This window comes from Streptomyces sp. NPDC031340 (genome assembly GCF_055569945.1).
This window is the reverse complement of sequence record NZ_JBVIIE010000050.1, coordinates 37,379-63,627: the sequence shown is the minus strand read 5'-3', so window position 1 is coordinate 63,627 and position 26,249 is coordinate 37,379. Positions and strand designations below refer to the sequence as shown.

37 protein-coding genes are annotated in these 26,249 nt (G+C 66.3%); 20 read left to right on the top strand and 17 right to left on the bottom strand.

Going from position 1 to position 26,249, the window contains the following annotated elements; translation table 11 throughout:
* The first annotated feature begins 139 nt into the window (after positions 1-139).
* Together ACZ5GT_RS31245 and ACZ5GT_RS31240 are read left to right on the top strand one after the other, a co-directional pair.
* The gene (locus tag ACZ5GT_RS31245; protein ID WP_469032888.1) at positions 140-262 is read left to right on the top strand and encodes a hypothetical protein; all 123 of its coding nucleotides are present in this window, start codon (positions 140-142) and stop codon (positions 260-262) included.
* A 34-nt stretch (positions 263-296) separates the two neighbouring features.
* Positions 297-944, top strand: coding sequence for a hypothetical protein (locus ACZ5GT_RS31240; RefSeq protein ID WP_469032887.1), 648 nt, complete (start codon positions 297-299; stop codon positions 942-944).
* Between the two features lie 136 nt (positions 945-1,080).
* Here ACZ5GT_RS31240 and ACZ5GT_RS31235 read toward each other — a convergent pair whose 3' ends face one another.
* From ACZ5GT_RS31235 to ACZ5GT_RS31175, 13 genes are all read right to left on the bottom strand, one after another.
* The gene (locus ACZ5GT_RS31235) at positions 1,081-1,794 is read right to left on the bottom strand and encodes a hypothetical protein (protein ID WP_469032884.1); all 714 of its coding nucleotides are present in this window, start codon (positions 1,792-1,794) and stop codon (positions 1,081-1,083) included.
* Positions 1,795-1,832: 38 nt separating this feature from the next.
* A complete protein-coding gene (locus tag ACZ5GT_RS31230) occupies positions 1,833-2,750 on the bottom strand; it encodes a hypothetical protein (RefSeq protein WP_469032881.1) in 918 nt (305 codons plus the stop codon).
* 91 nt (positions 2,751-2,841) lie between these two features.
* The gene (locus ACZ5GT_RS31225; RefSeq protein WP_469032879.1) at positions 2,842-4,059 is read right to left on the bottom strand and encodes an enoyl-CoA hydratase/isomerase family protein; all 1,218 of its coding nucleotides are present in this window, start codon (positions 4,057-4,059) and stop codon (positions 2,842-2,844) included.
* 1 nt (position 4,060) lies between these two features.
* Positions 4,061-4,363 carry a hypothetical protein gene (locus tag ACZ5GT_RS31220; protein WP_469032875.1) on the bottom strand — a complete coding sequence of 101 codons (303 nt, stop codon included), beginning with the start codon at positions 4,361-4,363 and terminating at the stop codon, positions 4,061-4,063.
* 64 nt (positions 4,364-4,427) lie between these two features.
* Positions 4,428-5,462: a hypothetical protein gene (locus ACZ5GT_RS31215; RefSeq protein WP_469032892.1), complete on the bottom strand. Its 1,035-nt coding sequence runs from the start codon at positions 5,460-5,462 to the stop codon at positions 4,428-4,430.
* Positions 5,459-6,130, bottom strand: a complete 672-nt coding sequence (locus ACZ5GT_RS31210) for a hypothetical protein (RefSeq protein ID WP_469032873.1) — start codon at positions 6,128-6,130, stop codon at positions 5,459-5,461. The genes ACZ5GT_RS31215 and ACZ5GT_RS31210 overlap by 4 nt, the downstream gene beginning before the upstream one ends.
* Before the next feature lie 277 nt (positions 6,131-6,407).
* Positions 6,408-7,073: a hypothetical protein gene (locus tag ACZ5GT_RS31205; protein WP_469032871.1), complete on the bottom strand. Its 666-nt coding sequence runs from the start codon at positions 7,071-7,073 to the stop codon at positions 6,408-6,410.
* A 27-nt stretch (positions 7,074-7,100) separates the two neighbouring features.
* Positions 7,101-7,766 carry a hypothetical protein gene (locus tag ACZ5GT_RS31200; protein ID WP_469032869.1) on the bottom strand — a complete coding sequence of 222 codons (666 nt, stop codon included), beginning with the start codon at positions 7,764-7,766 and terminating at the stop codon, positions 7,101-7,103.
* Between the two features lie 22 nt (positions 7,767-7,788).
* Complete coding sequence (locus tag ACZ5GT_RS31195; protein WP_469032867.1) at positions 7,789-9,132, bottom strand: putative T7SS-secreted protein; 1,344 nt, start codon at positions 9,130-9,132, stop codon at positions 7,789-7,791.
* Entirely contained in the window at positions 9,129-9,446 is a 318-nt protein-coding gene (locus tag ACZ5GT_RS31190; protein WP_469032865.1) for a hypothetical protein, read from the bottom strand. The genes ACZ5GT_RS31195 and ACZ5GT_RS31190 overlap by 4 nt, the downstream gene beginning before the upstream one ends.
* Before the next feature lie 116 nt (positions 9,447-9,562).
* Positions 9,563-10,606 carry a hypothetical protein gene (locus ACZ5GT_RS31185; protein ID WP_469032862.1) on the bottom strand — a complete coding sequence of 348 codons (1,044 nt, stop codon included), beginning with the start codon at positions 10,604-10,606 and terminating at the stop codon, positions 9,563-9,565.
* Positions 10,594-11,247, bottom strand: a complete 654-nt coding sequence (locus tag ACZ5GT_RS31180; protein ID WP_469032860.1) for a hypothetical protein — start codon at positions 11,245-11,247, stop codon at positions 10,594-10,596. Before ACZ5GT_RS31180 ends, ACZ5GT_RS31185 begins: the two co-directional genes overlap by 13 nt.
* Before the next feature lie 85 nt (positions 11,248-11,332).
* The gene (locus ACZ5GT_RS31175) at positions 11,333-11,476 is read right to left on the bottom strand and encodes a hypothetical protein (RefSeq protein WP_469032857.1); all 144 of its coding nucleotides are present in this window, start codon (positions 11,474-11,476) and stop codon (positions 11,333-11,335) included.
* A 545-nt stretch (positions 11,477-12,021) separates the two neighbouring features.
* On the opposite strand from ACZ5GT_RS31175, the gene ACZ5GT_RS31170 reads away from it, so the two are divergent.
* The 9 genes from ACZ5GT_RS31170 to ACZ5GT_RS31130 all read left to right on the top strand — a co-directional run bounded on the left by ACZ5GT_RS31170 (position 12,022) and on the right by ACZ5GT_RS31130 (position 18,602).
* Positions 12,022-12,762, top strand: a complete 741-nt coding sequence (locus tag ACZ5GT_RS31170; protein ID WP_469032854.1) for a hypothetical protein — start codon at positions 12,022-12,024, stop codon at positions 12,760-12,762.
* A 19-nt stretch (positions 12,763-12,781) separates the two neighbouring features.
* The gene (locus ACZ5GT_RS31165; protein ID WP_469032852.1) at positions 12,782-13,657 is read left to right on the top strand and encodes a hypothetical protein; all 876 of its coding nucleotides are present in this window, start codon (positions 12,782-12,784) and stop codon (positions 13,655-13,657) included.
* Positions 13,654-14,961, top strand: a complete 1,308-nt coding sequence (locus tag ACZ5GT_RS31160) for a CpaF family protein (protein ID WP_469032851.1) — start codon at positions 13,654-13,656, stop codon at positions 14,959-14,961. Before ACZ5GT_RS31165 ends, ACZ5GT_RS31160 begins: the two co-directional genes overlap by 4 nt.
* Before the next feature lie 34 nt (positions 14,962-14,995).
* Positions 14,996-15,934, top strand: coding sequence for a type II secretion system F family protein (locus tag ACZ5GT_RS31155; RefSeq protein WP_469032890.1), 939 nt, complete (start codon positions 14,996-14,998; stop codon positions 15,932-15,934).
* On the top strand, positions 15,931-16,854 hold the full coding sequence (locus ACZ5GT_RS31150; RefSeq protein ID WP_469032849.1) for a type II secretion system F family protein: 924 nt from the start codon (positions 15,931-15,933) through the stop codon (positions 16,852-16,854). Before ACZ5GT_RS31155 ends, ACZ5GT_RS31150 begins: the two co-directional genes overlap by 4 nt.
* Positions 16,855-16,977: 123 nt before the next feature.
* Positions 16,978-17,229, top strand: a complete 252-nt coding sequence (locus ACZ5GT_RS31145) for a hypothetical protein (protein WP_324786362.1) — start codon at positions 16,978-16,980, stop codon at positions 17,227-17,229.
* A 22-nt stretch (positions 17,230-17,251) separates the two neighbouring features.
* Positions 17,252-17,701 (top strand): TadE family protein, encoded by a 450-nt coding sequence (locus tag ACZ5GT_RS31140; RefSeq protein WP_351889960.1) that lies wholly within the window; start codon positions 17,252-17,254, stop codon positions 17,699-17,701.
* A complete protein-coding gene (locus ACZ5GT_RS31135) occupies positions 17,701-18,135 on the top strand; it encodes a TadE/TadG family type IV pilus assembly protein (RefSeq protein ID WP_469032846.1) in 435 nt (144 codons plus the stop codon). The genes ACZ5GT_RS31140 and ACZ5GT_RS31135 overlap by 1 nt, the downstream gene beginning before the upstream one ends.
* Entirely contained in the window at positions 18,132-18,602 is a 471-nt protein-coding gene (locus ACZ5GT_RS31130) for a TadE/TadG family type IV pilus assembly protein (protein ID WP_469032844.1), read from the top strand. The genes ACZ5GT_RS31135 and ACZ5GT_RS31130 overlap by 4 nt, the downstream gene beginning before the upstream one ends.
* 21 nt (positions 18,603-18,623) lie before the next feature.
* Here ACZ5GT_RS31130 and ACZ5GT_RS31125 read toward each other — a convergent pair whose 3' ends face one another.
* Positions 18,624-18,977 carry a hypothetical protein gene (locus tag ACZ5GT_RS31125; protein WP_469032842.1) on the bottom strand — a complete coding sequence of 118 codons (354 nt, stop codon included), beginning with the start codon at positions 18,975-18,977 and terminating at the stop codon, positions 18,624-18,626.
* A gap of 80 nt (positions 18,978-19,057) precedes the next feature.
* Between ACZ5GT_RS31125 and ACZ5GT_RS31120 the strand changes: the two genes are divergently transcribed.
* The 4 genes from ACZ5GT_RS31120 (at position 19,058) to ACZ5GT_RS31105 (ending at position 20,971) form a co-directional block, all read left to right on the top strand.
* Positions 19,058-19,705: a hypothetical protein gene (locus tag ACZ5GT_RS31120; RefSeq protein ID WP_469032840.1), complete on the top strand. Its 648-nt coding sequence runs from the start codon at positions 19,058-19,060 to the stop codon at positions 19,703-19,705.
* Positions 19,706-19,782: 77 nt separating this feature from the next.
* The gene (locus ACZ5GT_RS31115; protein WP_469032838.1) at positions 19,783-20,079 is read left to right on the top strand and encodes a hypothetical protein; all 297 of its coding nucleotides are present in this window, start codon (positions 19,783-19,785) and stop codon (positions 20,077-20,079) included.
* An 80-nt stretch (positions 20,080-20,159) separates the two neighbouring features.
* Positions 20,160-20,627, top strand: a complete 468-nt coding sequence (locus ACZ5GT_RS31110; RefSeq protein ID WP_469032837.1) for a hypothetical protein — start codon at positions 20,160-20,162, stop codon at positions 20,625-20,627.
* Between the two features lie 23 nt (positions 20,628-20,650).
* Positions 20,651-20,971: a hypothetical protein gene (locus ACZ5GT_RS31105; protein WP_469032835.1), complete on the top strand. Its 321-nt coding sequence runs from the start codon at positions 20,651-20,653 to the stop codon at positions 20,969-20,971.
* A 78-nt stretch (positions 20,972-21,049) separates the two neighbouring features.
* On the opposite strand, the gene ACZ5GT_RS31100 is transcribed toward ACZ5GT_RS31105, so the two are convergent.
* Entirely contained in the window at positions 21,050-21,526 is a 477-nt protein-coding gene (locus ACZ5GT_RS31100) for a hypothetical protein (protein ID WP_469032833.1), read from the bottom strand.
* Positions 21,527-22,031: 505 nt separating this feature from the next.
* On the opposite strand from ACZ5GT_RS31100, the gene ACZ5GT_RS31095 reads away from it, so the two are divergent.
* From ACZ5GT_RS31095 to ACZ5GT_RS31080, 4 genes are all read left to right on the top strand, one after another.
* The gene (locus ACZ5GT_RS31095; RefSeq protein WP_469032831.1) at positions 22,032-22,526 is read left to right on the top strand and encodes a hypothetical protein; all 495 of its coding nucleotides are present in this window, start codon (positions 22,032-22,034) and stop codon (positions 22,524-22,526) included.
* 228 nt (positions 22,527-22,754) lie between these two features.
* Positions 22,755-23,087, top strand: a complete 333-nt coding sequence (locus ACZ5GT_RS31090; RefSeq protein WP_469032829.1) for a hypothetical protein — start codon at positions 22,755-22,757, stop codon at positions 23,085-23,087.
* A 5-nt stretch (positions 23,088-23,092) separates the two neighbouring features.
* Positions 23,093-23,449: a hypothetical protein gene (locus ACZ5GT_RS31085; protein WP_469032827.1), complete on the top strand. Its 357-nt coding sequence runs from the start codon at positions 23,093-23,095 to the stop codon at positions 23,447-23,449.
* Positions 23,450-23,767: 318 nt separating this feature from the next.
* Complete coding sequence (locus tag ACZ5GT_RS31080; protein ID WP_469032825.1) at positions 23,768-24,376, top strand: hypothetical protein; 609 nt, start codon at positions 23,768-23,770, stop codon at positions 24,374-24,376.
* 133 nt (positions 24,377-24,509) lie between these two features.
* Here ACZ5GT_RS31080 and ACZ5GT_RS31075 read toward each other — a convergent pair whose 3' ends face one another.
* Together ACZ5GT_RS31075 and ACZ5GT_RS31070 are read right to left on the bottom strand one after the other, a co-directional pair.
* Positions 24,510-24,728, bottom strand: a complete 219-nt coding sequence (locus ACZ5GT_RS31075; protein ID WP_469032821.1) for a DUF397 domain-containing protein — start codon at positions 24,726-24,728, stop codon at positions 24,510-24,512.
* Positions 24,729-24,732: 4 nt separating this feature from the next.
* Positions 24,733-25,584, bottom strand: a complete 852-nt coding sequence (locus tag ACZ5GT_RS31070) for a helix-turn-helix domain-containing protein (protein WP_469032818.1) — start codon at positions 25,582-25,584, stop codon at positions 24,733-24,735.
* 206 nt (positions 25,585-25,790) lie between these two features.
* Here ACZ5GT_RS31070 and ACZ5GT_RS31065 point away from each other — a divergent pair, with 206 nt between their 5' ends.
* Positions 25,791-26,198, top strand: coding sequence for an ATP-binding protein (locus ACZ5GT_RS31065; RefSeq protein ID WP_469032815.1), 408 nt, complete (start codon positions 25,791-25,793; stop codon positions 26,196-26,198).
* The last annotated feature ends 51 nt before the right edge of the window (positions 26,199-26,249 follow it).

Below are 26,249 nucleotides of genomic sequence, written 5' to 3'. Positions count from 1 at the left end.
GAAGGGGAAGGAAGAGAAGGGGAAAAAAAACCCCCCCGCGCTCTCTCTTCCCCCCCCCCACCCTCCCCCCCCCCCCCCCCCCCACCCCACTCCGTCCCCCCCCCCCCCCCCCCCCCCCCCCCACCGCACGTGTTCGGTTTTGCGCAGCATCAAGAAGGCGTTCGGTGGAATCGGCAAACTCGACGACTGCTCCGACGACTTCGGCAACGAGCATCTCGCCGGGCTGGGCCTGCACGGCACCCTCGACCCGCTCCTCGGCTGAGCGGACGACGACACCCTGCTCAAAGGAAAGAGACGTGACCTTACCGGACGAGGGCGCCCCGCGGGCCGGACACTACGAGTGCACCTTCGAGTTCCAGCCCGGCTGGATCAACCTGACCCTTCAGGAGGGCACCAAGGCCGAGGCCAAGGCGCTGGCCACGGAGGTGGTGAACCGCCTCAACCCGCTCGGCCCGGAAATCGAGAAGAGCGCGGTCTTCGACGACATGGTCGAAAGGGCCGTCGACCTCAACGAGGAGTTCCCGACCCTGGCGGCGGCGTACTACACGGAGGCGGGGGAAGCACTCGCCGATCTCTCGGTCGACGGTTACAGCGACGAGGGGGTGCCCCGGCCGAGCGCCGAGGAGGTCACCCCATTGCTGCTCCAATGGGGGAACGCCGAGGCCATCGGTGAACCGCAGATCACCCGTCTCGAACTGGCCACCGGACCGGCGGTGCGGGTGCAGTCGCTGCTGAAGGTCAAGCGCATGCTCGGGCTCGGCCGGAAGCTTACGGAGTTCATCCGGTACGCCGTCTTCCCACCGCATATGCAGACGCTCATCGTCGTCACGGTGACCTGGGAGAAGATCGCACTCAGCGCCGAGATCACAGAACTGGCCGACGAGGCCGTGCGGACCATGCGGATCAATCCGCTCCCCACCGGGACATTGCGCTGGCGGACCTGACCTTCCACGGTGTGGACAACTCGTCGCACCTCAAGAAGGCCCTGCGCACCGGCAATGGTCGGAGTCGCCGTGACGGTGCTGTGTTGATCACCGGAGCCCGCCTCGCTCCGACTCTCAACCAGCGATGCCCCAGACGTCAGTTCAGCTCCTCGACCGGGTCCGTGAAGGAGATCGTCTGGAGCACGGTCGACATCAGGCGGTAGATCTCGGCCCAGTGCTCCATCGATGCCGTGTGCAGGGTGAAGATCGCCGTGTACGGACCCGTGGGAAAGGGGACGTGGACCTGAATCTGCCCGGTGAGGAGCTTCATCTCCTCGCCGTTGGCGGTCACCTCTGGACTGAGGGTGTACTCACGCAGGGTGATGCAGGACACCGCCGGGCCGCATGGCAGGTCGAGCCAGATGGCGTCGTTGTAAGGGTCGCTGGAGAGAGCCGCGAGCGTGCCTTGGGCGATGACGTCGGGGTCGGGGACTGCCTGGTCCGTGGGGGTGATGGCCACCGTGAGAGCGCATTGGGCAACGCCCTCCGAGGGTTCGTGTCTGATCACTTCGCCCTCTGGGCCGTCGTCCTCCGCTGTCGAGAACAGGCCCATCGCGGCATAGGAAAGACCTGTGTCGCCCATGAGTTCGGCGATGGCCGCGTAGTAAGGGGCGGCAGGCACCCATACGCTTTCATCGCCTCGGGAGTACAACTCGCGCACGAAGGCGCGGGCACCTTCGGCTCGTTCCTCGGGCGTGGCGGCTAGGGGCAGGGTGAAGAAGCCCTCCGGGGTGAGGAACCAGATTGGTGGCAGGTCCCCGTTGGCCGGGCTCATGTGCAGGGGGATGGTGAGGTCTGCGGAAGGGGTCATGTGGAGTGTGCGCCGTTCTGATCGGGCATGGGTGGGCGTTAGGTCAGCCGATCTTCTGCATGGCGTTCCATAAACCTGACTTCATTGCCGTTCGCGTCCATGACTGTATTCAGGCCCGAATGGCCGAAGAATGCATGGGTCGTGCTGGGCGCCAGGACTTCGACCCGGAAACAACCGCAAGGGTTGCGCTTCACGAGCGGCGGCAGTGCATCTGGGGCCTGAGCCGCAGCAAAGGATTCGGCAGTGCTCCGCTGAGCTGGTGTGAGGGAATCCAGTGGGATGAAATCCAGAGGTTCGATCAAGTATCGGGTGAGCCTTTCCCGCTTCGTGCTGCTCACTCTGGACCATGAGCCATCGATGAAGACGATCTTCGCGTCCCACCCGGTTTTGAAGTCGCGGAGCTCGACTTTTTCGATGCTGGATCGAGGAACTTCCCACAGAAACTCGTCATTGATGAGCTTGTCATTGTGTTTTACGTAGGGGAAGCCTACGATCACGAGCCGTCTGTCGGTGATGACGGCGTGCGTGCGATAGCGCTTGGCGGAGGAGCGACCAGGGTCCAACTGCCAGGGCAGAGTGCGAGCGATGGTCCCCGGTGCAGCCCACATCACAGGGAAGTCGTCGACCTCGTCCGCTTTGTCGTACGAGGTGTTTGTTCCGGTTTCGGAGGACAGCGCACCGCCGAGACCCCCTCCGTGTGAGGAGAGGAACCCCACGATGACGGCACCCGTGACGAGTGCGGCACCCTTGATGATGTTCCGGCCCGCAGTGCCGCCGACGGAGTGAGCGGTATACGTTGGCCCCTTGGGCCAGCCGGGCAGTTCACTCTGGATGTCGTTGCGTTCGGTATCTCGGAACCAACGCATTCCCCTGACGCGCATGGCTGTTCCCGTGGCGAAGCTGATGGGAGCGCGAGCGATGAGGGTCTCACCGGGTTCGGGTTGCCAAATACTCATTTCAAAGCGAACCTCCTTTGCGATGGCCGCAGAGCCGCCGCTTCACTTCTGCACATCGTCGCACCTTTTCCCACGGCAAGCTGAGCCGAAATCAGTCATCCGTGAGGTGCCCATAAATCTTGGGTGCCACCTTGATACCAGCATCGAGAGCCCTACCGCCGGCGCCGAACGGATCGATGCTCAATCCGAGCGCATTGATTCCCTTGGAACCGATCAACTGGCCTGGGTGATAGCCCGCATAAGCGACACCCCCCATGCGCGACATCAGGCCGCTGGTAGAGTGTGCGACTTCGTAGACTTCGTCTGACTTGCCTCCGATTTTTATCAGACCGGCCTTGCCGAGCCCTCCTGCGATTTCCTTCGATTCCTTACCGAATGAAAGAAGGACCCGCGCATTACCGATCTTGGTGTATTCAAACCCCTTACCGAGTTTTGCTGCGGTAGCCACGGCCTTGGCCTCGCCGACCACCTTCGCGCCCTTGCCGAACATCCCGATGCCCGGCAAGAGCCCCACCGCGTCGAGGCCCACCTGCATCCAGCTCACGTCGGCGCCGCCGGCCTTGGCCAATCCGTGAGCAGCCAGGGCCAGTCCACTGCCGATGAGTGCGGCCGTACCGAAGATGGCGGCGAGAGGCGGGAACGGAAGGGTGACGATGGCCAGCATGCCCAGCACGGCGGTGACGTCACTGAGGACGTCACCGATCTTTTTGATCAGATCGGCGTGTTCCTCGAGCCAGTCTCCGGTCGCGTCCCAGGTGTCCGCTATGCCCTTGCCCAGCTTGTCCCAGAATCCGGGCTCGTCCGGCGCGATGTCGGCGGCCTTGTCGAGTTCCTTGCTGATCTTCCCGGCGGCCTGGCGGTATTCCTCCTCCAGTTCGTAGACCTTCTGGATGACACCGTCCACCGCGCTGGAGGCCTTGCCCAGCTCTTCGCTGCCCTTGCCGCCGGCCTTCCCCTCGGCCTTGGCCTTGGCGTCGAGCTTTTCGCCGGCGCTCTTCTCCAGCCGGTCCGCTCGCTCCTGAAAGTCCAAGAGCTCGTCGGCCCAGCGGTGCAGGGCCCGGGAGGCCTTGTCGAAGGAGTCGTGGCTCTTGCGGACGAGCGGGGTGACGTCCTTCCCTATGTAATCGGTGAAGGCGATCGCGGTCTTGCCCTTCCAGGCACCGCACTCGATCCGTTCCAGCTCCCCCAGCGCAGTACCGAGTTCGCCGGCGAGCTTGCCCAGCCGCTTGGCGAGTTCCCGGGTGTCCTCCGCGCTCCCCGGGGTGGGGTCCCAGCCGATGTGCGGGAAAGCGGGCCGCTGTCCAGCCACGTCACTTCGCCTTCTTCTTCGGGGCCTTGAGGGATTCGGCCAGGTCCAGGTCGAGCTTGCCGAAGCTCTCCCCGATCATGTTGATCATCTTCACTGCGCCGTGCGTGTGCTTGCCGAGCTGCTTGATGCCGTAGGCCCAGTCGTCGGCGAAGTCCTGCACGTCCTCGACGAGTTTGCTCTCGCCGACGGCGGATGCGTCCGTGCCGCGCAGGGCGCGACGGGTGGTCTCCATACGGTCGCTGATGGTGGAGAAGGTCTTCTTCAGGTCCTGGAAGATCGTGTCTTCGAGGTGCAGATCACTCATGCGCGGTCCGGTTTCTGCGAGCGGTGGGCGGCTCAGCGCGATGCTGGGCGTCGCTCACGTTTGATCAACGGTTGACGGACTGGATCTCCTGCACGGTGACGGCCTGGTCGTTGCCGAACGTGCCGTCGGGCAGGTCGCCGCCCGCGCCGCCGGTGCCGGTCCACGTGATCTCCCAGGTCACTGTTGCCTGGAGCTTGAACGTACCGTCGCCGGAAGACCGGAAGTACTTGACACCGCACGGCGGAGCCGTGTCGGCCTTCCCCTTCGCGTACGGCTCCCCGATCGATCCGTTGCCGTTGATCGCGCAGTCACCGGACGCAGGGTAGGTCTCGGCGTCCTCCGTCCCGGGCCGGATCCATAGCGAAACGGGTCTCGCCACCGTGGTGGCCTGCATGTTCAGGCCAGGTGTGTTGATCGATGCCGTGACGGAGACCGGCTTGAACTCCCCCTTGTCCAGCCAGGCCCAGGTGGGAAGGTTGACCTTGGTGGTCCCGCCAGGTGCGAGCGTCACCTTGGTGCCCGGAACCTTGATCTGCTCGTAGGCAAGCCCGGCAAGGATCTCCGGAGTGATCGCGTTCTCCACGTCGGGGGTTTCGCCGTTCTCGGCCCAGAACGGGAGCGTCGAGTTGCACGCGGTCCGCTCGAGAATGGGGGCATTCGGGTTCTCGACGGCCCCCCACCACATTCCCTCGTCCTGCTTGTCGAGGTTATAGTTCTTGTACTTGCCGTCCTTGTAGATGTCCCGGAACTGCTGGGTGGCGTTCTTTGCGTAGCTCGGCTGGTTCGGGTCGGTCGTGACCTCTTTGTATCCCGCCTCGGTTTCCTTCGCGAACTGCTTCGCCGTCCAGCGGGGGGCCAGCCAGCAGGCGGGTGGTGCCCAGGAACTCCCCTTGACCGAGACAGGCCCCGCCGACGGGCCGGAACCGTTCTTCGAGGTGTCGTAGGAAATCGCCGCATACAGTCTGTCGTCCGAGAGCCCGGCGTGAGGGTCGGACGTCGTCGTTCCCTTGTCGATCGGGCCGCCGGCGAACGAGCCGTGGGCTGACGTGAGAAGGGCGGCGACCGTTATCCCGACGACCGAGAGGAGGCGACGCTTCATGCCTTGCACTGCGTGGCCTCCTTCTGTACCTGGATGTCCTGGGCGGTCCACAGGCCCTCGGCCTCCTTGGACGCCGTCATGACAATCTCGAAGAAGTAGTAGTCCTTCGCACTCGGCTGGGTCTTGAGGATCTTGTGCGACGTGACTTCCTTGCCATAGAACTTCGAGTCGTCGTCACAGAAGGAGACGGACGCGCGCTTGCCGTCGCCGGCCATGTCGACCTCGGCACGCGAATAGCGCTGAACTCCGGTGACGGTCCAGCCGCCGTCGACGTACTGCTTGATCTGCTTCTTGGCGTACGCCTGAGCAGTGCCGTCAGGGGTGGAGTAGAACTTGTACGCCGCGTCTTCCGCGTCCTGCTGGACGATGCCGTAGTTGATGGCGCGGACGAAGTTCTCCGCATCGCCGAGAGCCGCGGCCTTCTTGTCGTCGGAGGGCTCGACGCGGTCGAACACCATCTTGAAGTCTGCGGGGAAGGTCATCGTAGGACGCTTGAAGTTCGCTGCCTTCGACGCTCCCGGCGACGCGTGCGCCGTGGTGGCGGCGGTGTCGGCTCCAGCGATCTTGTCGTTGGCCTTGGCGCTGTCGTCCCCGCCCCCGCAGGCCGTCAGCAGGAGGGTTGCGGTCGCGGCGAGCGCGGCGGCGGCGGGTAGAGTGCGGCGCTTCACAGTGGACTCCCCGTGAGACTGAAGTTCGTCAAGAGCACAGACGTTATCGGTGGGGTTCCGGGTTTCGCCACAGCGAACAGGCCTGTCAGCGGCGGGTGTTCGTGTGCGGCGCGATCATGTGAAGATCTTGTGACGTGCTGTCCTGACGGTCTTCCGCGACTCCTCCCAAGTGACATGTGGTGGTTCCAGCCGACAGGGGCTCACTGGGCTGACCCTCGGCGGTCAGGACAAGCCAAGACGCATCTGCGAAGGGGATGCGGCCACGCAGTCCCTCGGATCACTTCTGAGATTCGGCCAGAGGCGACTCGAAGCTCGTGAGCCCGGCAATATTCCGGAGGATCGCTCGGTACTGGTCCCGCCGTTCCACTGCGGTGGTGCTGAGCATGAGTACTGCCATGCGCCTGCAGTCCGGGTGTGGAAGGTAGGCGTAGACCTGGAGCAGCGGGGTGCGAGGAAGACCTGATGCTGCGGAAGGGGTTCGTACGGTCTCACCCATCGAGGCAGGTCCGCATGGCAGGTCCAGGTATTCGATATGGGAATGCTGATCCGCAGTCGCCACGGCCCGTGCCGCACTTACGGACCGCGGCGACCAGGCGAGGTCCCGCCATGACACCGTGAAGAGGGAGTGCAGGGTTCTTTCGCTGCTTCCAGCTACGTCGTCCCGGTGCACACCGATGGAGCAGTGCACCGTGCCCACTTCACGGAGGGCGAGGAGAAGTTGCTGGCCTGATGCCAACTGAGCGATGAACTGCTGACGGGTCACTCCATCGGTAATGGCTTCGACCAGCGGGGCGAGTGCATTCCTGAGCCTGTCTGACTCGGCGGAATCGGGCGGTGCGAGCAGGACTTCGAGCGGGAGTTCGGTGAAGCCGCCGGGGACGGCGAACCAGATTCCAGTGCTGGGATCGTTGACGGAATCGTGGATGAAGACGCGAGGGTTCATGTCCGCAGAATTCACTGTATGGAAGGCTCAATAGTTGGCAGGTCGGACGCCTGCTCGGCGACTGCGTTCGATGTCTTCAGGGGTGACTCCCCAGTCGGTGACAGAGGACACACTCCCGTTCGCCCTCATCTGCTGATGCAGGAATCGGAAGCGGCGCGGCATCGCCCCGTCCGGTGAGGGCGCAGCAATCACCCCTATGAAACGCGGATCTCCCGCAAGCCACACCACGCTGATCTGAGCCTTTAGATCAGTCGTTGCCTTAGGAGCCATACGTCGGCCCCACCAGCCGACTCCCCAGTGTCGAGGGAACACCATGGGTAGTTGCTCTTCAGGACGGGCAGGGTTTGGGAACTCGAACCATCCGTACTGCCTGCCGACGACGTCTGTCCGGTCAGTGATTCCGTGCGGGATGTCACTGAACAGATGCCACGGGTAAATCTGCAAAACTCGCTTCGTACGAAAGACGAAAGGAATGGTGAAAATTTGAATGAAAGCTCGATAGAAACTATACAGCAGAAATGGAACAAAGAGCGCTGCGTAGCCGGGAGTCAGGAAAACCGCTAGGACCGCTAGCAGGGCAAACCAGAGGGCGATCCAGCCGAAAAAAGCGGCCAGGCTCGCTGCCAGGTATTTGAACCACGCGCGCCGGGTCGGCGGATGATGCCATGCCACGGGGCAGTCTGTCGGGTTCATGGGCGTCTCTTTATCCTCTGTGTCAGAACGCGTACTGGACGAGGTCAATCAGGGCACCGCTGTCGAGGATGCTCCTAACGCCGTCAATTCCGGTCGCGCTGTCCCCTGCTCCGTCATTGTCCAGCGCGTCCACAGTGCTTGAGGCCAGTCCGTAGCCAGCCGTCACTACGCCGAGTGAAGCCGAGGTGATCTCCACGATTTCCCCGGCCTTGGCGGAGTCGCGAGCACCGCGTACCACGAGGCTCAGGGCCGGATTACCGAGATCTGAAATGGCCTTCGCTTCACTCATCGTCTTGCTGCCCAGTGTTGTCATTACTTTTGCGAGAGTAACCGCTTCCTCACCCGCGCGTAGAGCGTACACAGTTCCGCGGACACCCATGCTCACAGCAGCAACACCGGGAACAGCTCCCAGGACATCGCCGCCAAGGCTGACGACATTTCCCCAGAAATCAGAGTCGAACTCGCCCTTCGTGACGCCATCCTTCAACGAGGCGAGAACTTCAGGGTCAGAAATCCGCATAGCAAGTGCGGATGCGCTCAATGCGGCCGCCGCCAGCAACAGTACAGCCGCGGCCGTGCCACCTGTGGCCACGAAAAGAGCGACGAGGCCGATGACGCCGGCCGTGAAACTCAAAATGTCGGGCAGATTTTCAGTGAACCAGTCGCTGAATTCTTCGAGCCAGCCAGGTTCATGGGGTGCCAATTTCTCCGTGGCATCGCGGATCTTGCCGGAGCGGTATCGGGCTTTCTCCTCATGTTCCGCAGCAAGTTTCTTTGCCTTTCCGATGATCTTGTCAAGCTCCGCTTGAGCCTCTTCCACCGCAGTGTTGGCACTGGCGAGTGCCTTCTGTGCGCTGCCGTGTCGGCTGCCCTTTTCGTTGAGGTCGGGATTGTTCTTCGCCTTTGTGGCGTGGCCCTTTGCTGCGTCTACGGCATCCTGCGCGTCCTTGGCCTCTTGCTCGAGCTTCTTTGCTCGACGCTGAAAATCTTCCAGTTCGCCCTCCCAGGCGTTCAGCTGTCGAGCGGCTTTGCGGATGGAATGTGCGGCGTTATTCAGATTGAGTGGAAGGGGGCCTCCATCGAGCTGCTCGCGAAACGCTACGGCCGCGTCGCCCTTCCAATAGCTTCCGTCCATCAGTGCCGTGACGAGCTCATGGGTCTCTTTCAGGACCTTCGCGCAGCTGCTGAGCTTCTTGTGAAGGCCGTGGACCGTATCGGTGTCCCCGGGAGTGGGATTGAAGCCCAAGTGTGGATAATTGGGGTTTGGGATCGAAGGAGAGGATTTGAGTCCCTGAGGAAGGTTGCCGTCCCGGGCTGCAGGGGAGTTGGCGGACGGGGACTGTTCCAGGCCCGGCGTATAGGTCACTTCGTGCCCTCCGCGTCTTGGTGCCTGGACTTCTTCAGGGCTTCTTCCAGCGCCTTGTCGACTTCTTCGTAGCTTTCCTTGCTCTTGCCGATGATCTCGGCAAGGTCTTCGGTTTGTTTACCGATCTCTGCGGTTCCGTATTTCCACTCCTCCTGGAAATCCTCGCACGCCGAGTCGAGGTCGTCCGTCCCCAGGCCTGTAACGGTCGCATCGCTGAGCGTCTTGCGCAGGCCATTGAGGGAGGTGCTGGATTTCTTCAGAAGCTTCATGAAATGCGCGAGTTCGTCGCCGTCTACAGCGAGACGGTCCGTCATATGGCGCTGTCCTCTCCCTGTTTAATTTCTGTTCCGGAGGGAAGTGCTCATTCGATCTTTCGCCATGAGTGCGGCCGGCAAGTTCTGGCCCACGGTTGAGATCCGTTTTGCCGGGTTCAGCGATTTACCGACTGGATCTCCTGCACGGTGATGTCTTGGTCGTTGCCGAAGGTGCCGTCGGGCAGGTCGCCGCCCGCACCGCCCGTGCCGGTCCAGGTGATCTGCCAGGTGATGGTGGCCCGGAGCTTGAAAGCGCCGTTGCCGGACGAGCGGAGGTACTTGATGCCGCACGGTGGAGACCGGTCGGCCTTGCCCTTGGCGTACGGCTCACCGATCGACCCGTCGTCGTTGATGGCGCAAACGCCCGAGGCGGGGTAGGTCTCGGCGTCCGCCGTGCCTGGCTCCAGTTTGAGGGAGATCGGCTTGGCGGTAGTGGTCGCCTGAATGTTCACGCCGACTGCGTTGAGCGAGGCGGTCACGGAGACTTCCTTGAACTCAGCCTTGTCCAGCCAGGCCCACGTCGGAAGATTGACCTTGGTCGTGTCCGTGGGCGCGAGGGAAACCTTGGTAGCGGGCAACTCGATTCGACTGTAAGCGAGTTCGGCCAGTATGCGCGGTGTGACCGCATTCTTCACGGGAGGAGTGTCGCCATTCTCGACCCAGAAGGGGAGTTCGTCACACTCCCAGGCACCGGGTTCGTCCAGGCGGTCCGGGTCCTGGACAGCGACCCACCAGCTTCCCTTGTCCTCGTCGTCCAGGTTGTAGTTCTTGTACTTGCCGTCCTTGTAGATGTCCCGGTACTGAGCCTGCGCCACCTTGGCGTAGTTGGGCTGTTGAGGGTCGTTGACGACTGTGTCGTACGCCTTGTCCATGGCCGCGGAGAACTCCTTGGCGGACATGGGCTCGTACCAGCACGCCGGCGGGGTCCAGTCCCCCACAGGTGTGACGGCCGAGGACGAGGAACGGCCGCTTCCTCGCGTGGAGCCGCTGAAAGTGATGCGTGATTCCAGCGTGCGGCCGTGACTCGAGCCCTCCTGCTTGGCACCCTCGTTGCCCTTGCCCAGGTCCACATCGGCGTACGCGGGGGAAGTGGAGAGCACGCACGCGACGGCAAGAGCCGTCGTCGGGATCCAGCGGCGACGAACGGTCACGATGTGCATGCGCTGTTCCCCCTCTCCGAGGTGAGCGTGGCGGTCTGCCAGACGCCCTTCGCGTTCTTCTCCAGGCGAGTGGTGTAGAGGAGGTATGACTTATTGGTAACCGGAGTCTTCTCGGCCTTGCCCGTCTTCCGGTCCTTGACGAAAGCCTTGCCCTCGAACGAGCAATAGGTGAGCGTCGCCTTCCCTGCCGCATACACGTTGACGGACGGCTTGAAGTAGCGGGTCTCCCCGGTCATGGACTTCTTGGCGTCGACGAATTCCTTCACCCACTGGGACGCTCCGACCAGGGCGTCTCCCTTGTAGTAGAAGGCCAGCACCGGTTCGTCCGCGTTGCCCTGCGTGATGGCGTAGCCGAGCGCATCGATGCGGTGGGAAGCGTCCGCCAGAACGGCGTCCTTGGTCGCGTCGCCGGTCTTCCAGCCGTCGAACACGTTGGTGACGTCATCCGGCAGTGTGACCTTGGGGCGCTGTGCTGAGTCGCTCGCACTCGCGCTCGGCGACGCCGTCTTTGTTCCGTTCGTGTCGGCTCCGGCGATCTTGTCGTTGGCCTTGGCGTTGTCGTCCCCGCTCCCGCAGGCTGTCAGCAGGAGGGTTGCGGTCGCGGCGAGCGCGGCGGCGGCGGGTAGGGTGCGACGCTTCACAGTGGACTCCCCGTGAGACTGAAGTTCGGCAAGGGCACCGACGTTATCGGTGGGGTTCCGGGTTTCGCCACAGCGAACACGCCTGTCAGCGGCGGGTGTTCGGGCACAGCGCGGTCATGGGAAGGCAGTGAAGGCCCCGGGCGTCGATGTCGGGGGTGGCGAGTATCGCGAGGGTGTTCTTGGCGCGGTCCCTGGCGAGTCTTTCGCCGTGGCATTCGGCGCGGCACACGCCTCTTCCGTTCACTCGATCTGGTGAAGCGGGCTTCGTGGGCAGTCCCGTCCCCGGTGCGGTGGTCTCCGTAGTGCCTTACCGGGCAGGCCGTGTGAGTGGTCCGTGCGGACTTCGTGGTCGTCTCGTGAGGGGTTGCTGGAGGCGGCCGGGGAGGGGCTGGGGATTGCGGCTGAGGTTCAACGGAGTGCCCGTGCGGCCGCATCACGTGCGGCAATCCGGTTTCGCGACAGCACAGTTCGGGGGGTGTGCGGGAATGCCGGGTAACTGGTCTGGCTTCAGGCTCGGTTGCAGGTGCGAGGGGGGTAAGTGGCGTGTAGCGGCTGGGGCGGGCGCGCCTTGAGGGGCTTATGTGCGGCTGATACGGTGCCATGGCTTGACAGTCACCCCGGCGATGGCTATTCGCCCAGGTCGGGTAGTACGTCCCGCACGTCCGGCAGGTCCGGCGTGTCTGTGTGCGGGCGGGCGCGGGGTGAAGTGTCCGATTGTGCAGGGGATTTGTCAGACGTGGCAGACGACGTCTTGGACGTACGGGGAGCGGTTGCGTGAAGATCCAAGAGCGTACGGGGGCGGGCGCGGGACGTTCCGTCGCTCCGGCTCAGCCGTCGGTCGGTGACCGGCTTCCCACGCCCCCTCGCGAGCGCAAACCCGCACTGGCCGCGCTGGCCGTCCTGCTGATCCTGGTCGGTGCGCTGGGCGCGACGACGCTGGTGCTGCAGGCGGGTGACCGCATCGAGGTCGTCAAGGTGACCAAGAAGATCCCGGCCGGCGGGTCGGTCACCGACGACAGCGTGACCTCCGTCATGGTCGCCCAGGACAGCGGCATCCATTACGTCGAGTGGTCCCAGCTGGCCACTCTGAAGAAACTGAAGGCCGTCAACACCATCCCCGCCGGAGTCGTGGCCGTCGGGGAGATGTTCGGCGACGACGCCGGTGTCCAGGAGGGCAAGGCGACCGTCGGCCTGTCCCTCAAGGCGGGCCAGTACCCGAGCGGGCTGCAGGCCGGGGACACCGTCGCGGCCTATCGGGTCGGGAGCGACACCAACTCAAGCAACGGCAACAGCAACAGCAACACTGGCACTGGCAACTCCGCGGCCTCCGCCGGCGGCGGCTCCGTGATCGTGGAGCAGGCCCGCGTCACCTTCGTGCAGTCGCAGAAGAGCAGCGACCTCGTCAGCAGCACGAACCTGCCGGTCACGCTGACCGTCGACAGTGACAAGGCCGCCTCGCTGGCCCAGGCCGCCTCCGACGGCGAAGTGGCCCTCGTGCTCGTCTCCGGCAACTAGAAGGCGGCTCCCGCACACCATGGCCCTCATCGCACTGGCCGCCGACAAGGGTTCCCCCGGCGTCACCACCGCGGCCGTCGCCCTCGCGGCGGTCTGGCCGCGCCGCGTCCTGCTCGCCGAGACCGACCCGGCCGGCGGCGACCTCGTCTACCGCAGCGCCGCCGCGCACGGCGGCCCGCTCAACCCCAACACCGGCATGCTGTCCATAGCGGCGACCGCCCGACGCGGGCTCGTTCCCGACCAACTGTGGGACCACGTGCAGCCGTTGAGCGGCGGACTGGAGGTGCTCGTCGGGCTGGGCATCGCCGAGCAGGCCGCCGGTCTGGCCGGGCTGTGGCCCACCCTCGGCCGCGCCTTCGCCTCGCTCGGCGACTCCCCGAACGCGCCCGCCGACGTCATCGCCGACTGCGGACGCGTCAGCGGCGACACCCCGGCCGTCGAACTGTTCCCGCACGCCGCGCTCGTGCTGCTGGTCTCCCGCACCGAGCCGGAGGCCATCGCCCGGGTCCGCGACCGCGCCGCCGCTCTGTCCGCCAAGCTGCACGGCGGGCCGCGCGGCGCCGCGAGCCTCGCCACCCCGCTGATCGGCGTCGTCCTGGTCGCCGACCCCGCCAGCGCCGGCAAGCTCGCGAGCCAGGTCAACGACATGCTCGTACACGCCCAGACCGGCGCCCGCGTCGTCGGCACCATCGCCGACGACCCCACCGGAGCGGACCAGTTGGCCGGACGCAAACGCGGCCGCCTCGACAAGTCGCTGCTCATCCGCTCCGCCCGTAAGGTCACCGCGGACCTCTACCAGCAGTACGGCGCCGCCTGGTCCGTGCCCGCGCACGGCAGCACCGCCCACAGCCCCGCGCACGGCCCCGTGGGCGGGCACGCGGGGGCCGGGGCATGACCGCTGTCGACCACCAGCTGGTCAAGCGGTTCCGGCAGGAGGCCGGCGACCGTATCGCCGAACAGCGCCGCCTGGACCAGGCGAATGGCGTCACGCCGATGTCCACCGAGGACGAACGGCAGTACGCGCGCGCCGTGATCGCCCAGATCCTGGAGGAGTACGCCCGCTCCGAGATCAACGCCGGGCGCACGCCGCTGGACGCCGAGACCGAGGAGCAGTACGCGGCCGCCGTGCACGCCGCCCTCTTCGGCGTCGGCCGGCTGCAGCCCCTCCTCGACAACCCCGAGGTCGAGAACATCGACATCAACGGGTGCGACCAGGTCTTCGTCGGCTTCGCGGACGGACGCGAGGTCAGGGGCGAGCCGGTCGCCGAGACCGACGAGGAACTGATCGAGCTCATCCAGGTGCTGGGCGCCTACTCGGGCCTGTCCTCGCGGCCCTTCGACTCCGCGAACCCGCAGCTCGACCTGCGGCTGCCCGACGGCTCCCGGCTGTCGGCCGTCATGGACGTCGCCCGGCGCCCGGCGCTGTCCATCCGCCGCGCCCGCATGGGCAAGGTCTTCATCTCCGACCTCGTCGGCAACGGCACCCTGGCCCCCGAGGTCGCGCACTTCCTCGCCTGCGCGGTCCGCGCCCGCAAGAACATCATGATCGCGGGTGCCACCAACGCCGGAAAGACGACGCTGCTGCGCGCCCTCGCCAACGAAATCCCGCCGCACGAGCGGCTCATCACCGTGGAACGGGCGCTGGAACTGGGGCTCGACACCTTCCCCGACCTGCACCCCAACGTCGTCGCCTTCGAGGAGCGGCTGCCCAACTCCGAAGGTCAGGGCGCCATTTCGATGGCCGAGCTGGTGCGCAGGTCGCTGCGCATGAACCCGTCCCGGGTCATCGTCGGCGAGGTCCTCGGCGACGAGATCGTGACCATGCTGAACGCGATGTCGCAGGGCAACGACGGCTCGCTGTCCACGATCCACGCCAACAGCTCCAGCGAGGTCTTCAACCGCATCTCGACCTACGCGCTGCAGGCGTCCGAGCGGCTGCCCATCGAGGCCAGCCAGATGCTGATCGCGGGCGCGGTCAACTTCGTCGTCTTCATCCAGCGGCGCAACGACTACCAGACGGGCGGCCGGCTGCAGCGCATGGTCACCTCCGTCCGCGAGGTCAACGGCGTCGACGGCCGTGTGCTGTCCAGCGAGGTGTTCGCCGAGGCCCCCGACGGGCGGATCGTCCCGCACGCGCCGATAGCGTGCCTGGAGGACCTGATCGCGCAGGGCTACCGGCCGACGGGGACGTGGGGTTGACATGACGTACCAGGCTCTCGGCTCGCTCGGTTCCATGGGCGGCCTGTTCTCCACGACCGTCCTGTACTCGATCGCGAGCGGCGTCGCCGTCGGCGGCGGACTCGCGCTGTTCGTGGTCGCCGTACGCGGTCTGCCCGCCAAGCCCGCCCACGAGAAGCAGAAGGCCGCCGAGCGGGCGGCCGAGCTGATCCGGTTCGCCGGGCAGCGCGGCTCGCTCGCGGCCATCGTCGGGCTCGTCGTGCTGCTGCTGACCCGCTGGGCGGTGGCCGGCATCGCGGCCGGCGTGCTCGTCTTCTTCTGGGACCGCCTCTTCGGCGGTGCCGCGGAGGAACGCTCGGCCATGCGCCGCGTGGAGGCCCTCGCCTCCTGGACGGAGTCGCTGCGCGACACGATCGCCGGCGCGGTGGGCCTGGAGCAGGCCATCCCCGCGTCGGCCCGCGCCGCCGCCCCGGTGCTGCGCCCGCACCTGGACGCCCTGGTCGACCGGCTGCGCTCGCGCACCCCGCTGCCCGACGCGCTCCAGCAGCTCGGCGACGAGATCGACGACGCGTCCGCCGACATCATCGTCGCGGCGCTCATCCTCAACGCCCGCCTGCGCGGGCCCGGTCTGCGGCAGGTGCTGGGCGCGCTGGCGAAGTCGGCGCGCGAGGAGGTCGACATGCGCCAGCGCGTGATGGCGCAGCGCGCCTCCACCCGCAGGTCCGTGCAGATCGTGGTGGCCGTCTCCATCGCGTTCGTGCTCGGCCTGTCCATCTTCAACCGCGACTTCGTGGAGCCGTACGGCACGGCGGTCGGCCAGCTCGTCCTCGCCTGCGTCTGCGGGCTGTTCGCGCTCGGCTTCTGGTGGCTGCGCAAGCTGTCGACCATCGAGACGCCCGAACGCTTCCTGGTCCGCGACGAGTCGGCCGTGCAGTTCGTCCGCCCGCGGACGCCCGCCCAGCCTGCCCAGTCCGACGAGGGGGTACGACGGTGAACCTGACGATGCCGGTCGTGGTCGGCGCGGTCCTCGGCCTGGGCGTCTACGTCCTGATCCGCGCCCTGATGCCGTCCAGGCGCAGCGCGGTCGCGCAGGTCGCCCGGATCGACGCGATGCGGGCGCGCGGCGCGGCCTACGAGTCGGCACGGACGACGTCCGACCGGGGCCGCCTCGGCTCGCTGCGGGCCGAGGTCGGCGCCCGGGTCTCCGAGTTCTACCTGCAACAGGGCTGGGAACAGCGGTCGTTGCGCGCCGACCTGGCCGTGCTGGACCGCAGCTGGGAGAACTTCCTGGCGACCAAGGTGCTGCTGGCGGTGGCCGGGCTGTTCTTCGGCCCGTTCCTGTTCGCCGTCGTCTGGACGATGGGCTTCAGCAGGAGCCCGGTCATCCCGGTCTGGCTGGCGCTGGTCTGCGCCCTGCTGTTCTTCTTCCTGCCCGACCTGGAGGTACGGCGGGACGCGGCCGACAAGCGTCGTGACCTGCGGCGGGTCATCGGGGCGTACCTGGACCTGGTGTCGATGAGCCTGGCCGGCGGCCGGGGTCTGCCGGAGGCGCTCATGGCCGCCGCAGAGGTCTCCGACGGCTGGGCGACGCGGCGCATCCGCAACGCCCTCGCCGACGCCCGCATCACGGGCCTCAGTCAGTGGCAGGCGCTGGGGCAGCTGGGCGAGGAGATCGGCGTGGAGGAACTGAAGGACCTCTCCGCGTCGCTGGCCCTGGTGGCCGACGACGGCGCGAAGGTCCGCGAGTCCCTCGCCTCCCGCGCCGAGACCATGCGGCACCGCGAACTCGCCGAGATCGAGGGCAGCGCGGGCGAGAAGTCGCAGTCGATGCTGGTGGCGCAGCTGCTGCTGTGCGCCGGGTTCCTGGTCTTCCTGATCTTCCCGGCGGCGGTGCGGGTGTTCCAGGTGTCATGAGCCGGTCGCAGAGCCCTTTCCGATCCGCAGCGCCGTATCCGATCCGCAGAGCCGTACCCGTTCCGCAGAGCCGTTCCGCAGACCTTCTTCGGACTTCGGACGATTTCGAGAGGACAACGCGTCATGAACGCACGTAACTTCCACACCGGCGTCCCGGCCGTGGACTTCCTGGTCACGTTCCTGCGCGGCCGTGTCGAGCGGGCCCGCTCCGGCGAACTGGACCGCGGCGCCTCCGCCGTCGAGTGGGTCATCATCTCGGCGGTCGTCGTGGCCATCGTGGGCGTGGTCGCGGCGATCATCAACCAGGCGCTGAGCGACGGAGCGACCAAGGTCGGCGACTGCATCAAGGGCGCCAGCGCGAGCAAGACCTGCTGAACGTCTCTTCGAGTCAACGGGGTTGTCGGTGCGCGTAGGTCGATGGACACGCCGCCGGGTGGAGGCCGCCTCCGCCCGCGGTGACTCCGGCATGACCGCGATCGAGTTCGTGCTGCTCACGCCGGTGCTGTTCTTCATGATCTTCGCCACGGTGCAGTTCGCCCTGTACTTCTTCGCCGACCACGTGGCGCAGGCGGCGGCCCAGGCCGGCGCCCGCAAGGCCCGTGCCACGGCGCACGACCAGCCGGGGGCGTGGCGCGGCGAGGCGCGGACCGTGGTCGACAGCTACATCGGCCAGCTCGGCCCGCAGCTGGTGCTGTCGCCGGACGTGACCATGCTCCAGCCGGACCAGAACACGGTGGGCGTGGAGATCTCCGCCCGGGTGCCGACCGTGTTCCCCGGGCTGGACCTGACGGTGCACGCGCAGTCGGAGGGGCCGGTGGAACGATTCGTACGGGAGGACGGGAACTGATGCCGTCGTCCTGCCCGGAGAAGCGTTGCCGCGAGCGGCTCGGTGACGACCGGGGACTGTCCACCGTGGAGGTGGTGATCCTCGCCCCGGTGATGATCCTGTTCATCCTGGTGCTGGTGGCGTTCGGCCAGTTGGTCGACGGCCGCGGGGCGCTCGACGGCGCGGCGCGCGACGCGGCCCGCGCCGGCTCGATCCAGAAGGATCACGCGACCGCGATGGCGGAGGCGCGGAAGGCGGCCGAGGCCGATCTCACGGACGTCTGCTCGGGCCCGGTCACCGTGGTGCAGACCAGCCAGGGCTTCGAGCCGGACACCATCTTCACGGTCGAGGTGAGCTGCCGGGTCCGGGGCCTGGCGATGCTGGGCCTGGACGTGCCCACGACCCTGACGGCGAGCTTCAGCTCGCCGCTGGACCCGTACCGGAGGACGGCGTGAGGGACCGTTGGGAACGCGTACGGGGCCGGCTGTCCTCCCGCCGCGCCCGCCTGGACGACCGCGGCTCGGGCGCCGGCGCGGTCATCATCTTCGCGCTCGTCTTCCTGTCGCTGTCGGCCTTCGTCATCGACGGCGGCATGTCCATCTCGAAGCGGGAACGCGCCGCCGACATAGCGGAACAGGCCGCCCGCTACGCCGCCCAGGACATTGACCGGGAGGCCCTCTACGACAACCAGGGCGGCCCGGCGCCGATCAACTACGAGAACTGCGACGCTCGCGTGAAGGCGTTCGCCCGCGAGATGGACATGTCCGGCCCGGACATCGCAGCGACCCACTGCGTGGCGGCCGATGCCCAACGGATCGAGGTCGAGGTGCAGTTGACGTACGCGCCGGTGTTCACCGGAATGTTCTACGGCGGCGACGTGGCCGTGCACGGACAGGCGGTGGCCGAGAACGAGGTCGGCTGACCCGCCCGGCCCACGGCCTCCTCAGTCGGCCTGGCTGTGCCCCTGGCCCCCGCCGCCGACCTTCCGCTCCTCCTCCTTGACCCCGTCGCGGACCTTGTTGGCGAGGTCGACATCGAGCTTCTTGAACTCGCGGACCACGGCGTCGGACATGTCGGCGAGCGCGTCGAGCTGCTGCGTGATGTCCTCGCGGCCGTCCTCCCAGTTGGACTCGAAGTCGTCGAGGGCGTGGTTGACGCTGCTGTCGCCGATGTCGTCCTTGTACGACGCGAACAGTTTCTTGGTGTGGTTGAGCCGCGTCTTGAGGGAGCGCAGCCGCTTGCCGTAGTCCTCGAGCTCGCTCAGCGGCAGCGCGAGGTCGCTCTTGCCCTTGCCCATCCGCACATCCCCCGATCTCGTAGTCTGGGCGGCACCGTACAACGAAACCACGTCGGCACACGGGGAGAACCGGACACGTCATGGCCCGCTACATGGAGACGCTCACGGTCGAGCGCGGAGGCTTCCGGATCAAGGTGCCGGAGTCGTGGTGGGAGTTCGACGTGCGGCCGGAGTCGCGGGACGACTCGATCCGCCGCATGGTCGACGAACGGGTCGCCCAGCACCCGGAGTTGGCGCCGCACCGCGACACCTACGTCACCTTCCTCCGGAAGGCGGCCGCGGACGCGTGGAAGTCGGGTGCGCTGTACTGCGGTTGCATGGCGGAGAGCTTCGGCGGGGACACGCCGATCACCGGCTCGGTGACGGTGTCCCTGGTCGGCGGCCGCACCCGGGACGGGGCGCCCCTGTCGACCGACCCGGCCGCGATCGCCGCCGGCCTGGCGCCCAAGGAGGCGAAGAAGGACGGCGACTCCTGGCGCAAGGTGACCACGGTCGACATCCCCGGCGTGGGCGCGGTGGCGCGTACGTACGGCATCGAGGACATCGCCGTACCGGACGACACCCTGGGCCGCACGATCCGGGCGGTACTGATGCAGACGTTCATCCCGGTGCCAGGCCAGGAGGGCAAGGTCGCGCTGGTGGCGGGCAGCAGCCAGGTCCTGGACCTGGCCGACTCGTTCTTCGACATCTTCGACGCGATCACCTCCACGTTCCGCTTCACGGGCTGAGCGGGGCGGATCTCCTTCTCACCGCCGACGTGTCCGAGGCGTTGCGGGTCGCGGAGGGGATGGCGGAGGAGGATGCCATGGCGGAAGACGTCTGGGGAACGGCGAAACGCAGGTATCCCGTGGGATCGACCGCCTGCGGGAGAGTCGAAGCCCGGTTCCCCTTCGGTGTGTTCCTGGAACTCGACGACGCTTCCGGCGTCACCGGCTTCGTCGACCTGCTGTCGTACAACCCGGACGGGACGATCAATGATCCCGCCGCGCCTCCGGTTCCGCTGCCCGAGGTCGGCGAGGCGGTCGAGGGCATCGTCGCGGTGCACGTCGACCGCGACAGGCAGATCCGTCTCCGGGTCGGTCCCGCGTTCTGGGAATCGTGACGTGCGGGGACGGTGGAACGGCTGGGCGGCCGAGCGGCTCGTGGAACTGACGGGAGACCAGGTCGAGAGGGTGATCAGCGATGACGTCCGGCTACGACTGGGAGACAGGCGAGGGTCTGTCAGGCATCGACGATCCTGCCGCGGTCGACGCCGCATTCGCGCGCGGTGAGCAGCACCTCGGCACGGCGGTGGTCGGGTTGGCGTTCACATGCCCACCGGCGGTGGCGTCGCCGCGGATCGTGCGGGCGATGCGGGTGCTGGACGCCCCTCGGAGAGAATCGGCATTCACTGCGGCGGGAATCGTCGCGCGCCTCCACGGCGAGCTCACACCGCCTCTGTACGCCGCACTGCGTGCCGAAGGCCCTGGTGGTGTCGCCGAGAACGCGATCAGGGACACGCTGACGTATGTGTCGTTCCGGAAGCTGCCGCCGTGGTTCAAGTGGCGATGGCTGCTGGCATCGGTGCGGAACACGCTCGAAGGCTGGTGGCTCCGCGCCCGAGGTGCGGTCGAGGAAGCCCGGCATGCCGTGTGCGGGCGCCGTTCTTGAGACCCGGTCACCATGATGCAGGGATGGTGTCCAAGACGGATGGCGATGCGATGGGTGAGAAGACCGAACCGGTCTTTTCGGTGTACCGGCTCCTGCCGAGCTTGAACGAGTACCAGGGGCTGCATCTCGACAGTGCGGACATGGATCGACTCATGCGCCGGCAGCGCAGCCGGGTCGGGGAAGACCGGCCCACCCGGATGCGTGCCGCACCCGTGCTCGGCCGACGCCTCGCGGAGCGTCTGGGAGACGGGCTGCCGGCAGCCGGCGGCCTGGTCCCCGTCGACATCGACGGCGCCGAGGACGATGGCGTCACGCCGAATGGTGTAACAGCGATCAACGCATAGTCCCTGTCAGCGAGGCCTTGTGAAGATCGGCGACGGCCCCCTCCGCGCGGTCACCGACGCCGTACCACGTCCGTAGCCTCAGCGCGCCGAGGCCGTAGGGTTCAAGCCCTTTTCCTTCTCGTCGATCCGCTGGATCACCATGCGCGTCACCGCCGACAAACGGTCTGCCGGCACGTGCGTTCCCGGCTTCCACGAGTACTCGATCCTGCCGATGACCGTGCCCTGCAGGAAGGTCGTGCCTCTACCCGCCCAGGACAAGTTGTCCTTCGGCGCAACGAGGTCGAGCGTATAGACGGGCTCTCCGGCCGGGCCTGGATAGCGCCCCATATCGTCCGACTTATCCCTCGTTCTGAAAGCTTGAGCCGCCGACCGTTCGTCGGAGAAAGAAACCAGGTGGATTCCGAGCTCTTGATCCGCAAGGTTGGTGAACGCGGAAAGACCCACTGCCCCAGCCCTGGCGCACCAGGCATCCGGCCACTCCTCGTCCTGACACTGGGAAGGCTCCTTCGCCAAGTCCCAGACATCGACCGTGCGTGCCTCCAAGTCGGCGGGCATGTTGGGCCCTGTGGGCAAAACGGACTGGAGTTGTGTCGCGTCCACGACCGGTACTCGTCCGCTGGACGGGCTGGCAGCGCCCCCGTCGGTCGGACCTGTGGCAGTCCCACCGCACCCGACCGCCGTGATGCAGCAAACCACCGACACGAGTACAGCACGCACTGAGCCAGGAAGGCGACCTGCCAACGTGCCGTCCACCAATGTTGATTCCCCCTTGATCACGGATGTCGATCTTGCCGCAGAGGCACCCGCCACTCAAGATCCGGATTCAGCCCCGGCCGGTTCCATCCATCAAGGAATGGCCTCGATCTTCCCAGGACGGAGGATCCGGAGAAGGAACTGTTCTCCGGGCGTCTGCGGGGCGGCCGCGAACACCTCTGGTTCTCCAACACTGATGTGTCCATCCCCCGTGACGCGATCAGATACCACGGTCCTACGTCGGGCTGGAAGGCGTAGCCACGAACCCGCCGTCATGATCCCGGCCCGTACGACACGAGGAACTTTCATGGATATCACCGGCCATTCCAGCGACTACATCGTGGACGCGTCCTTCCCCGAAGCCATGCGGCGTTTCGTCCTCCGCGGACAGCGGCGGTGGCCCGGGCTGTTCGTGAACGCGGAACTGCTTCCGCCCGCCGCGGCGACGGACTGGCGACTGCCCGAGGAGGAGGGCGACGATTTCTCGAGCATCGTCACCTTTTCCGCCGGTCAGGAGATGGAGGACTTCTGGGAAGACAACGGTTACGCCTTGGACAGTTCGGGGCAGGGGCCGTACGCCGTCTTTTACCGACTCAACGCGCAGCCGCTGCGGGCGAAGACGGTCCGCGACGTCACGGCCGGCTCACCCGAGTCCGCAGCGGCCGTCGAGGGGATCGCGCTCCTGATGTCCCGGTACTACGCCGTCAGCCTGGTCACGCCGGAGGATCCCGCTGTCGATCCGTTCTCCAGGGCTGTCGTGGACGACTTCGTGGCGTCCTTCGAGACGTCGAGAAGCGCCTGACCCGGCCCCAGGGCCTGGCGGCGAAGCCCACCCCGCTCCCTGGGGCACGTGAGCCGGCCGCACCCGGCGGGATACCGGAGACCGGGGCGGTGGCGGCGACGGGTGCCTGGGGAAGGCCCCGGAGAACGGAAGGGCGGCTTCAGGGCCTACGACCGGGAGCCGGAGACAACTCTTACGATTGCCTGACCCACTCTGTCCCGTTGATCCACGGGTAGGACCGCCGACGGCATGACCGCAGAATTCCTCATGAGCCTGGACGAAGGCATGCTCGGGTACTTCCGTGACATCGCGGACGAGATGACGTCCAGGTTCGGCATCGGGTACGCCGAAGCCGTGGCGAGGATGAACGAGCGGTACCAGGACGCCGAGATCTCGGCCTACCCCGACCTCATGTGCCACGAGCTCCCGGAGTACTGGGCCTACGGCCTGTACTACTACCCGGACGACTCCGGCCGCTTGCCGTCCGGCGACCAGGACGACGACGAGGGAATCGACACCTCCGCCCTCAGGGTCCGCCCCGCCCCGCCGAGGGACTCGCCGACCTGGACCCTGAGACGGTGAGGGGAATGTCGTACGACGTGTTCAGGGCCGCTCCGGAAACCGGAGCGGCGTGGGGTGAGCTGACACGGCCGGTACTCGACGCAATCGCGAGGTGCGATGCGGAACGGCTGGAGGTCGAGAGGGCCCGGGTCCCACCTCACATACGCGAGAAGATGACGGCTCCCGTGTATTCGGTGGCCGACCGTTTACTGGCCCGCCTGGACGCCGGCTTCCACACGGCCACCGTCCCCGACGCGGAGCGCACGCTGAGTTCGTGGGTGCGCCCGACGACGGACCGGCCCGATCCCGAACTCGGTACGTGGTGGGAACGCCGGCCCCAGGGCTTCGGCGTGGGTTTGATGTCGTCCGTTTTGATCACGTGAGGCCGAGAAAGGCAAGGGGCCGGGTTCGGTCTTGGGCCGCCACCTCCCTGAGGGGATATGGGTGATATTTACCGTAAACTCTCTTTTGGTTCCTTCGTGCTGCCCAGCGCACCGAAATGCAACCGCCAGTTGATCCTCGACACCATGACGAGGGGCACTCCCTGGCGGATGCGTGTTCCCGACCGAGTGGCACTCGCTTCGGTATCTCCCCGTGCACGTCATCGGAGGTCATCTACCCAAAGATTACTGGGCAGTTGACCTCAGGGTTTCGTGGTAGCGTCCTTGTCCGGAGGGACAGTGCAACCTGAAAGGGAAATCGTGAATACGGAGAAGATCGCCGCTCGCCGCCTCTCGCTGGAAGAGGTGACGAAGCTCGACGTGAAGGACAGGATCTTCGTTTCCGCCGACACGGCAGAACTCAAACTTCCCGACTGTTATGTCCCCGCTTTTCTGACCAAGTCCGGTGAGTATTTCGAGGGCGGCTCGATCACGGCGAGGACCGTATTCCAGGAAGAGGTCTCCTGTCTTCCCGACGACGAGAATGAAGCCGGAATCTACGTGGCTGACGAGAGTGGCTCGGTGACCATCGAGGTACTCCAGTCCGCCGGTGTCGTGCTGGATCTGGCACTTTTCGTCCCTGGTGGGGACAAGGGGGCCCTCACGGCCCTTTACGCTGCGGCTCGGCAGGCGTTCGGCGCCGACATCGTGCAGATCTGGCGCCAGAGCCTCAAGGAGGTTCCCGACGTGAAGGTCGACATCTTCGAGGAGCAGATTCCCCGGGGGCGCAAGGGGGGCGACAGTCCCAAGCGTGACCGTCGCGCGATCGACACCTACCCCACCCGTGCGGACTTCATCGAGTTCTCCGCGGGGTGGAAGCCGGTCGTTGAGATTCACCGGCCGATTGTTGACGACACCCCGACCATCTGAGGCGGCGGAACGCCGAAGCGCCGTTCCGCTCGATGACCTTGCGAGACAGACCGCCTGACCGAGATTGAACCCTGCGGTTCTTCAGGGCCGTCGTGGACGACTTCGTGGAGTCGTTCGGGACGGCCGGTCCGCCTCAGCGCGGGACGTGAGTGACCGTGTCCCGGAAGACTCCTTCCTTCAGGGCGTCGACGAACGCAGTGAAGGAAGGGGAAGGCAAGGAGAGGATCCCCTTGGCCGGGTCTTTCGAGTCGCGTATGGCTATGTGGGTGCGGCGGTGCGCTATCTCCACGCAGGCATCGCCCTGGCCGCCGCCGGAGTAGGACGACTTGTGCCAGATGCCGGGGGCCATCATGTGCCTACAGCTCCTTCGCCAGACTGTGAATGAAGTCGCGTGAACGTGCCGGTTCAAGCGACACCGCCTTCACCCTACGGAAGAGCGTTCGGTAGCGGTTGAGTTGGGCCTCGGCGTCGATGAACACGGGGCCGTTGGGCCCGTCGCGCACCACGGTGTCCAACTGGGGAACTCGGCCGCCCGCGTACACCATGGCGCTTCCGGCACCGCCGAAACCGTCCAGGTCGAAGGGGACGACGCGCACGGTGACGTGGCCGACTTCGGAGAGCTCCAGTACCTGGGCGAGCTGAGCCCGCGCCGCTCCCCGGTCGCCGACCCTGATGCGCAGCGCTGCCTCGTGGATCACCGCCTCGTACTGGACCGGAGAGGGGCGCTCGAGAATGACCCTGCGCTTCATCCGGTGCTCCACCCAGCGTTCGACATCGCTGTCCGGGTACTCCGGGTTCACGTACGAGAAGAGCGCCCTGGCGTAGTCGGGGGTCTGCAACAGGCCCGGGATGTGCAGGAAGTCCACGTCCCATCGATGGCTCGCGTAGTGCTCCAGTTCCGGCAGGTCCAGGAACGGGGTCGGCAGGTGACCGCGGTACTCCTCCCACCAGCCGCGCGTGCGTTCGGCCGCCATGGCCAGCAGAGCGTCGATCAAATCGGCGTCCACGCAGGCGTAGTTGGCGGCGAGACGACGTAGGCGCTGCTCGCTCACTCCCACGATCCCGGACTCGATCTGGCTCATCTGCACGGAGTCGGCCCCGATGAGTTCGGCGGCTTCTCGTGCCTTGAGTCCCGCGGCCTCGCGCAGTTTCCGCAGTTCGAGTCCGAGACGCGCCTGACGTGCGGTGGGCGGTTGGCGTCGCGGCATCGGGTTCCTCTCCGCCCCCGACTCCCGTGGAGGCTGTGACTCGTTCGGGGTGACATTACGACAGAGAGTTGCGGGGAGTTAAATTTAACTCCTACTGTCAGTGAGGCGTCGCACACGCTGCGAAATCCCGGGGCGCCGGAAGCGCACCGCTCCGTCGTGCCGTGGCGAGGTCCGCCGACATCCCTTTCTCTCGCAGGAGTTCCGTCATGCCTGAAAACGAGCCGTGGGAGTACTCCCTCTACATCCCGAACGACCCCCGCGCCGTCACCGTCTGCCGTCGCACCCTCCGTCTGATCCTGACCATGCATGGCCTCATCCGGCTGGTGGACACCGCGGAGCTGCTCGCGACGGAGCTGGTCTCCAACTCTGTGCGGCACACCAAGGGGCCCGCGGCGCTGCGGGTGCGCTGGGCGGCCGGTGTGCTGCGGATCGGGGCGTGGGACACCAGTCCTGAACCGCCGGTGCCGTCGGGGGTGTTGGAGCAGCCGGCCGGGGTGGAGGAGGGGCGGGGGCTGGCCCTGGTCCGGGCCTGTTCCGACCTGTGGGGGTGGCAGCCGCTCGCCAGGGACGGGAATCGTGGGAAGTACGTGTGGTGCGACCTCGTCGCGGCGTAGGTCCCGTTCGGAATCCATAAGATCTCGGTAGGCTCAGTACACCCCCCACCC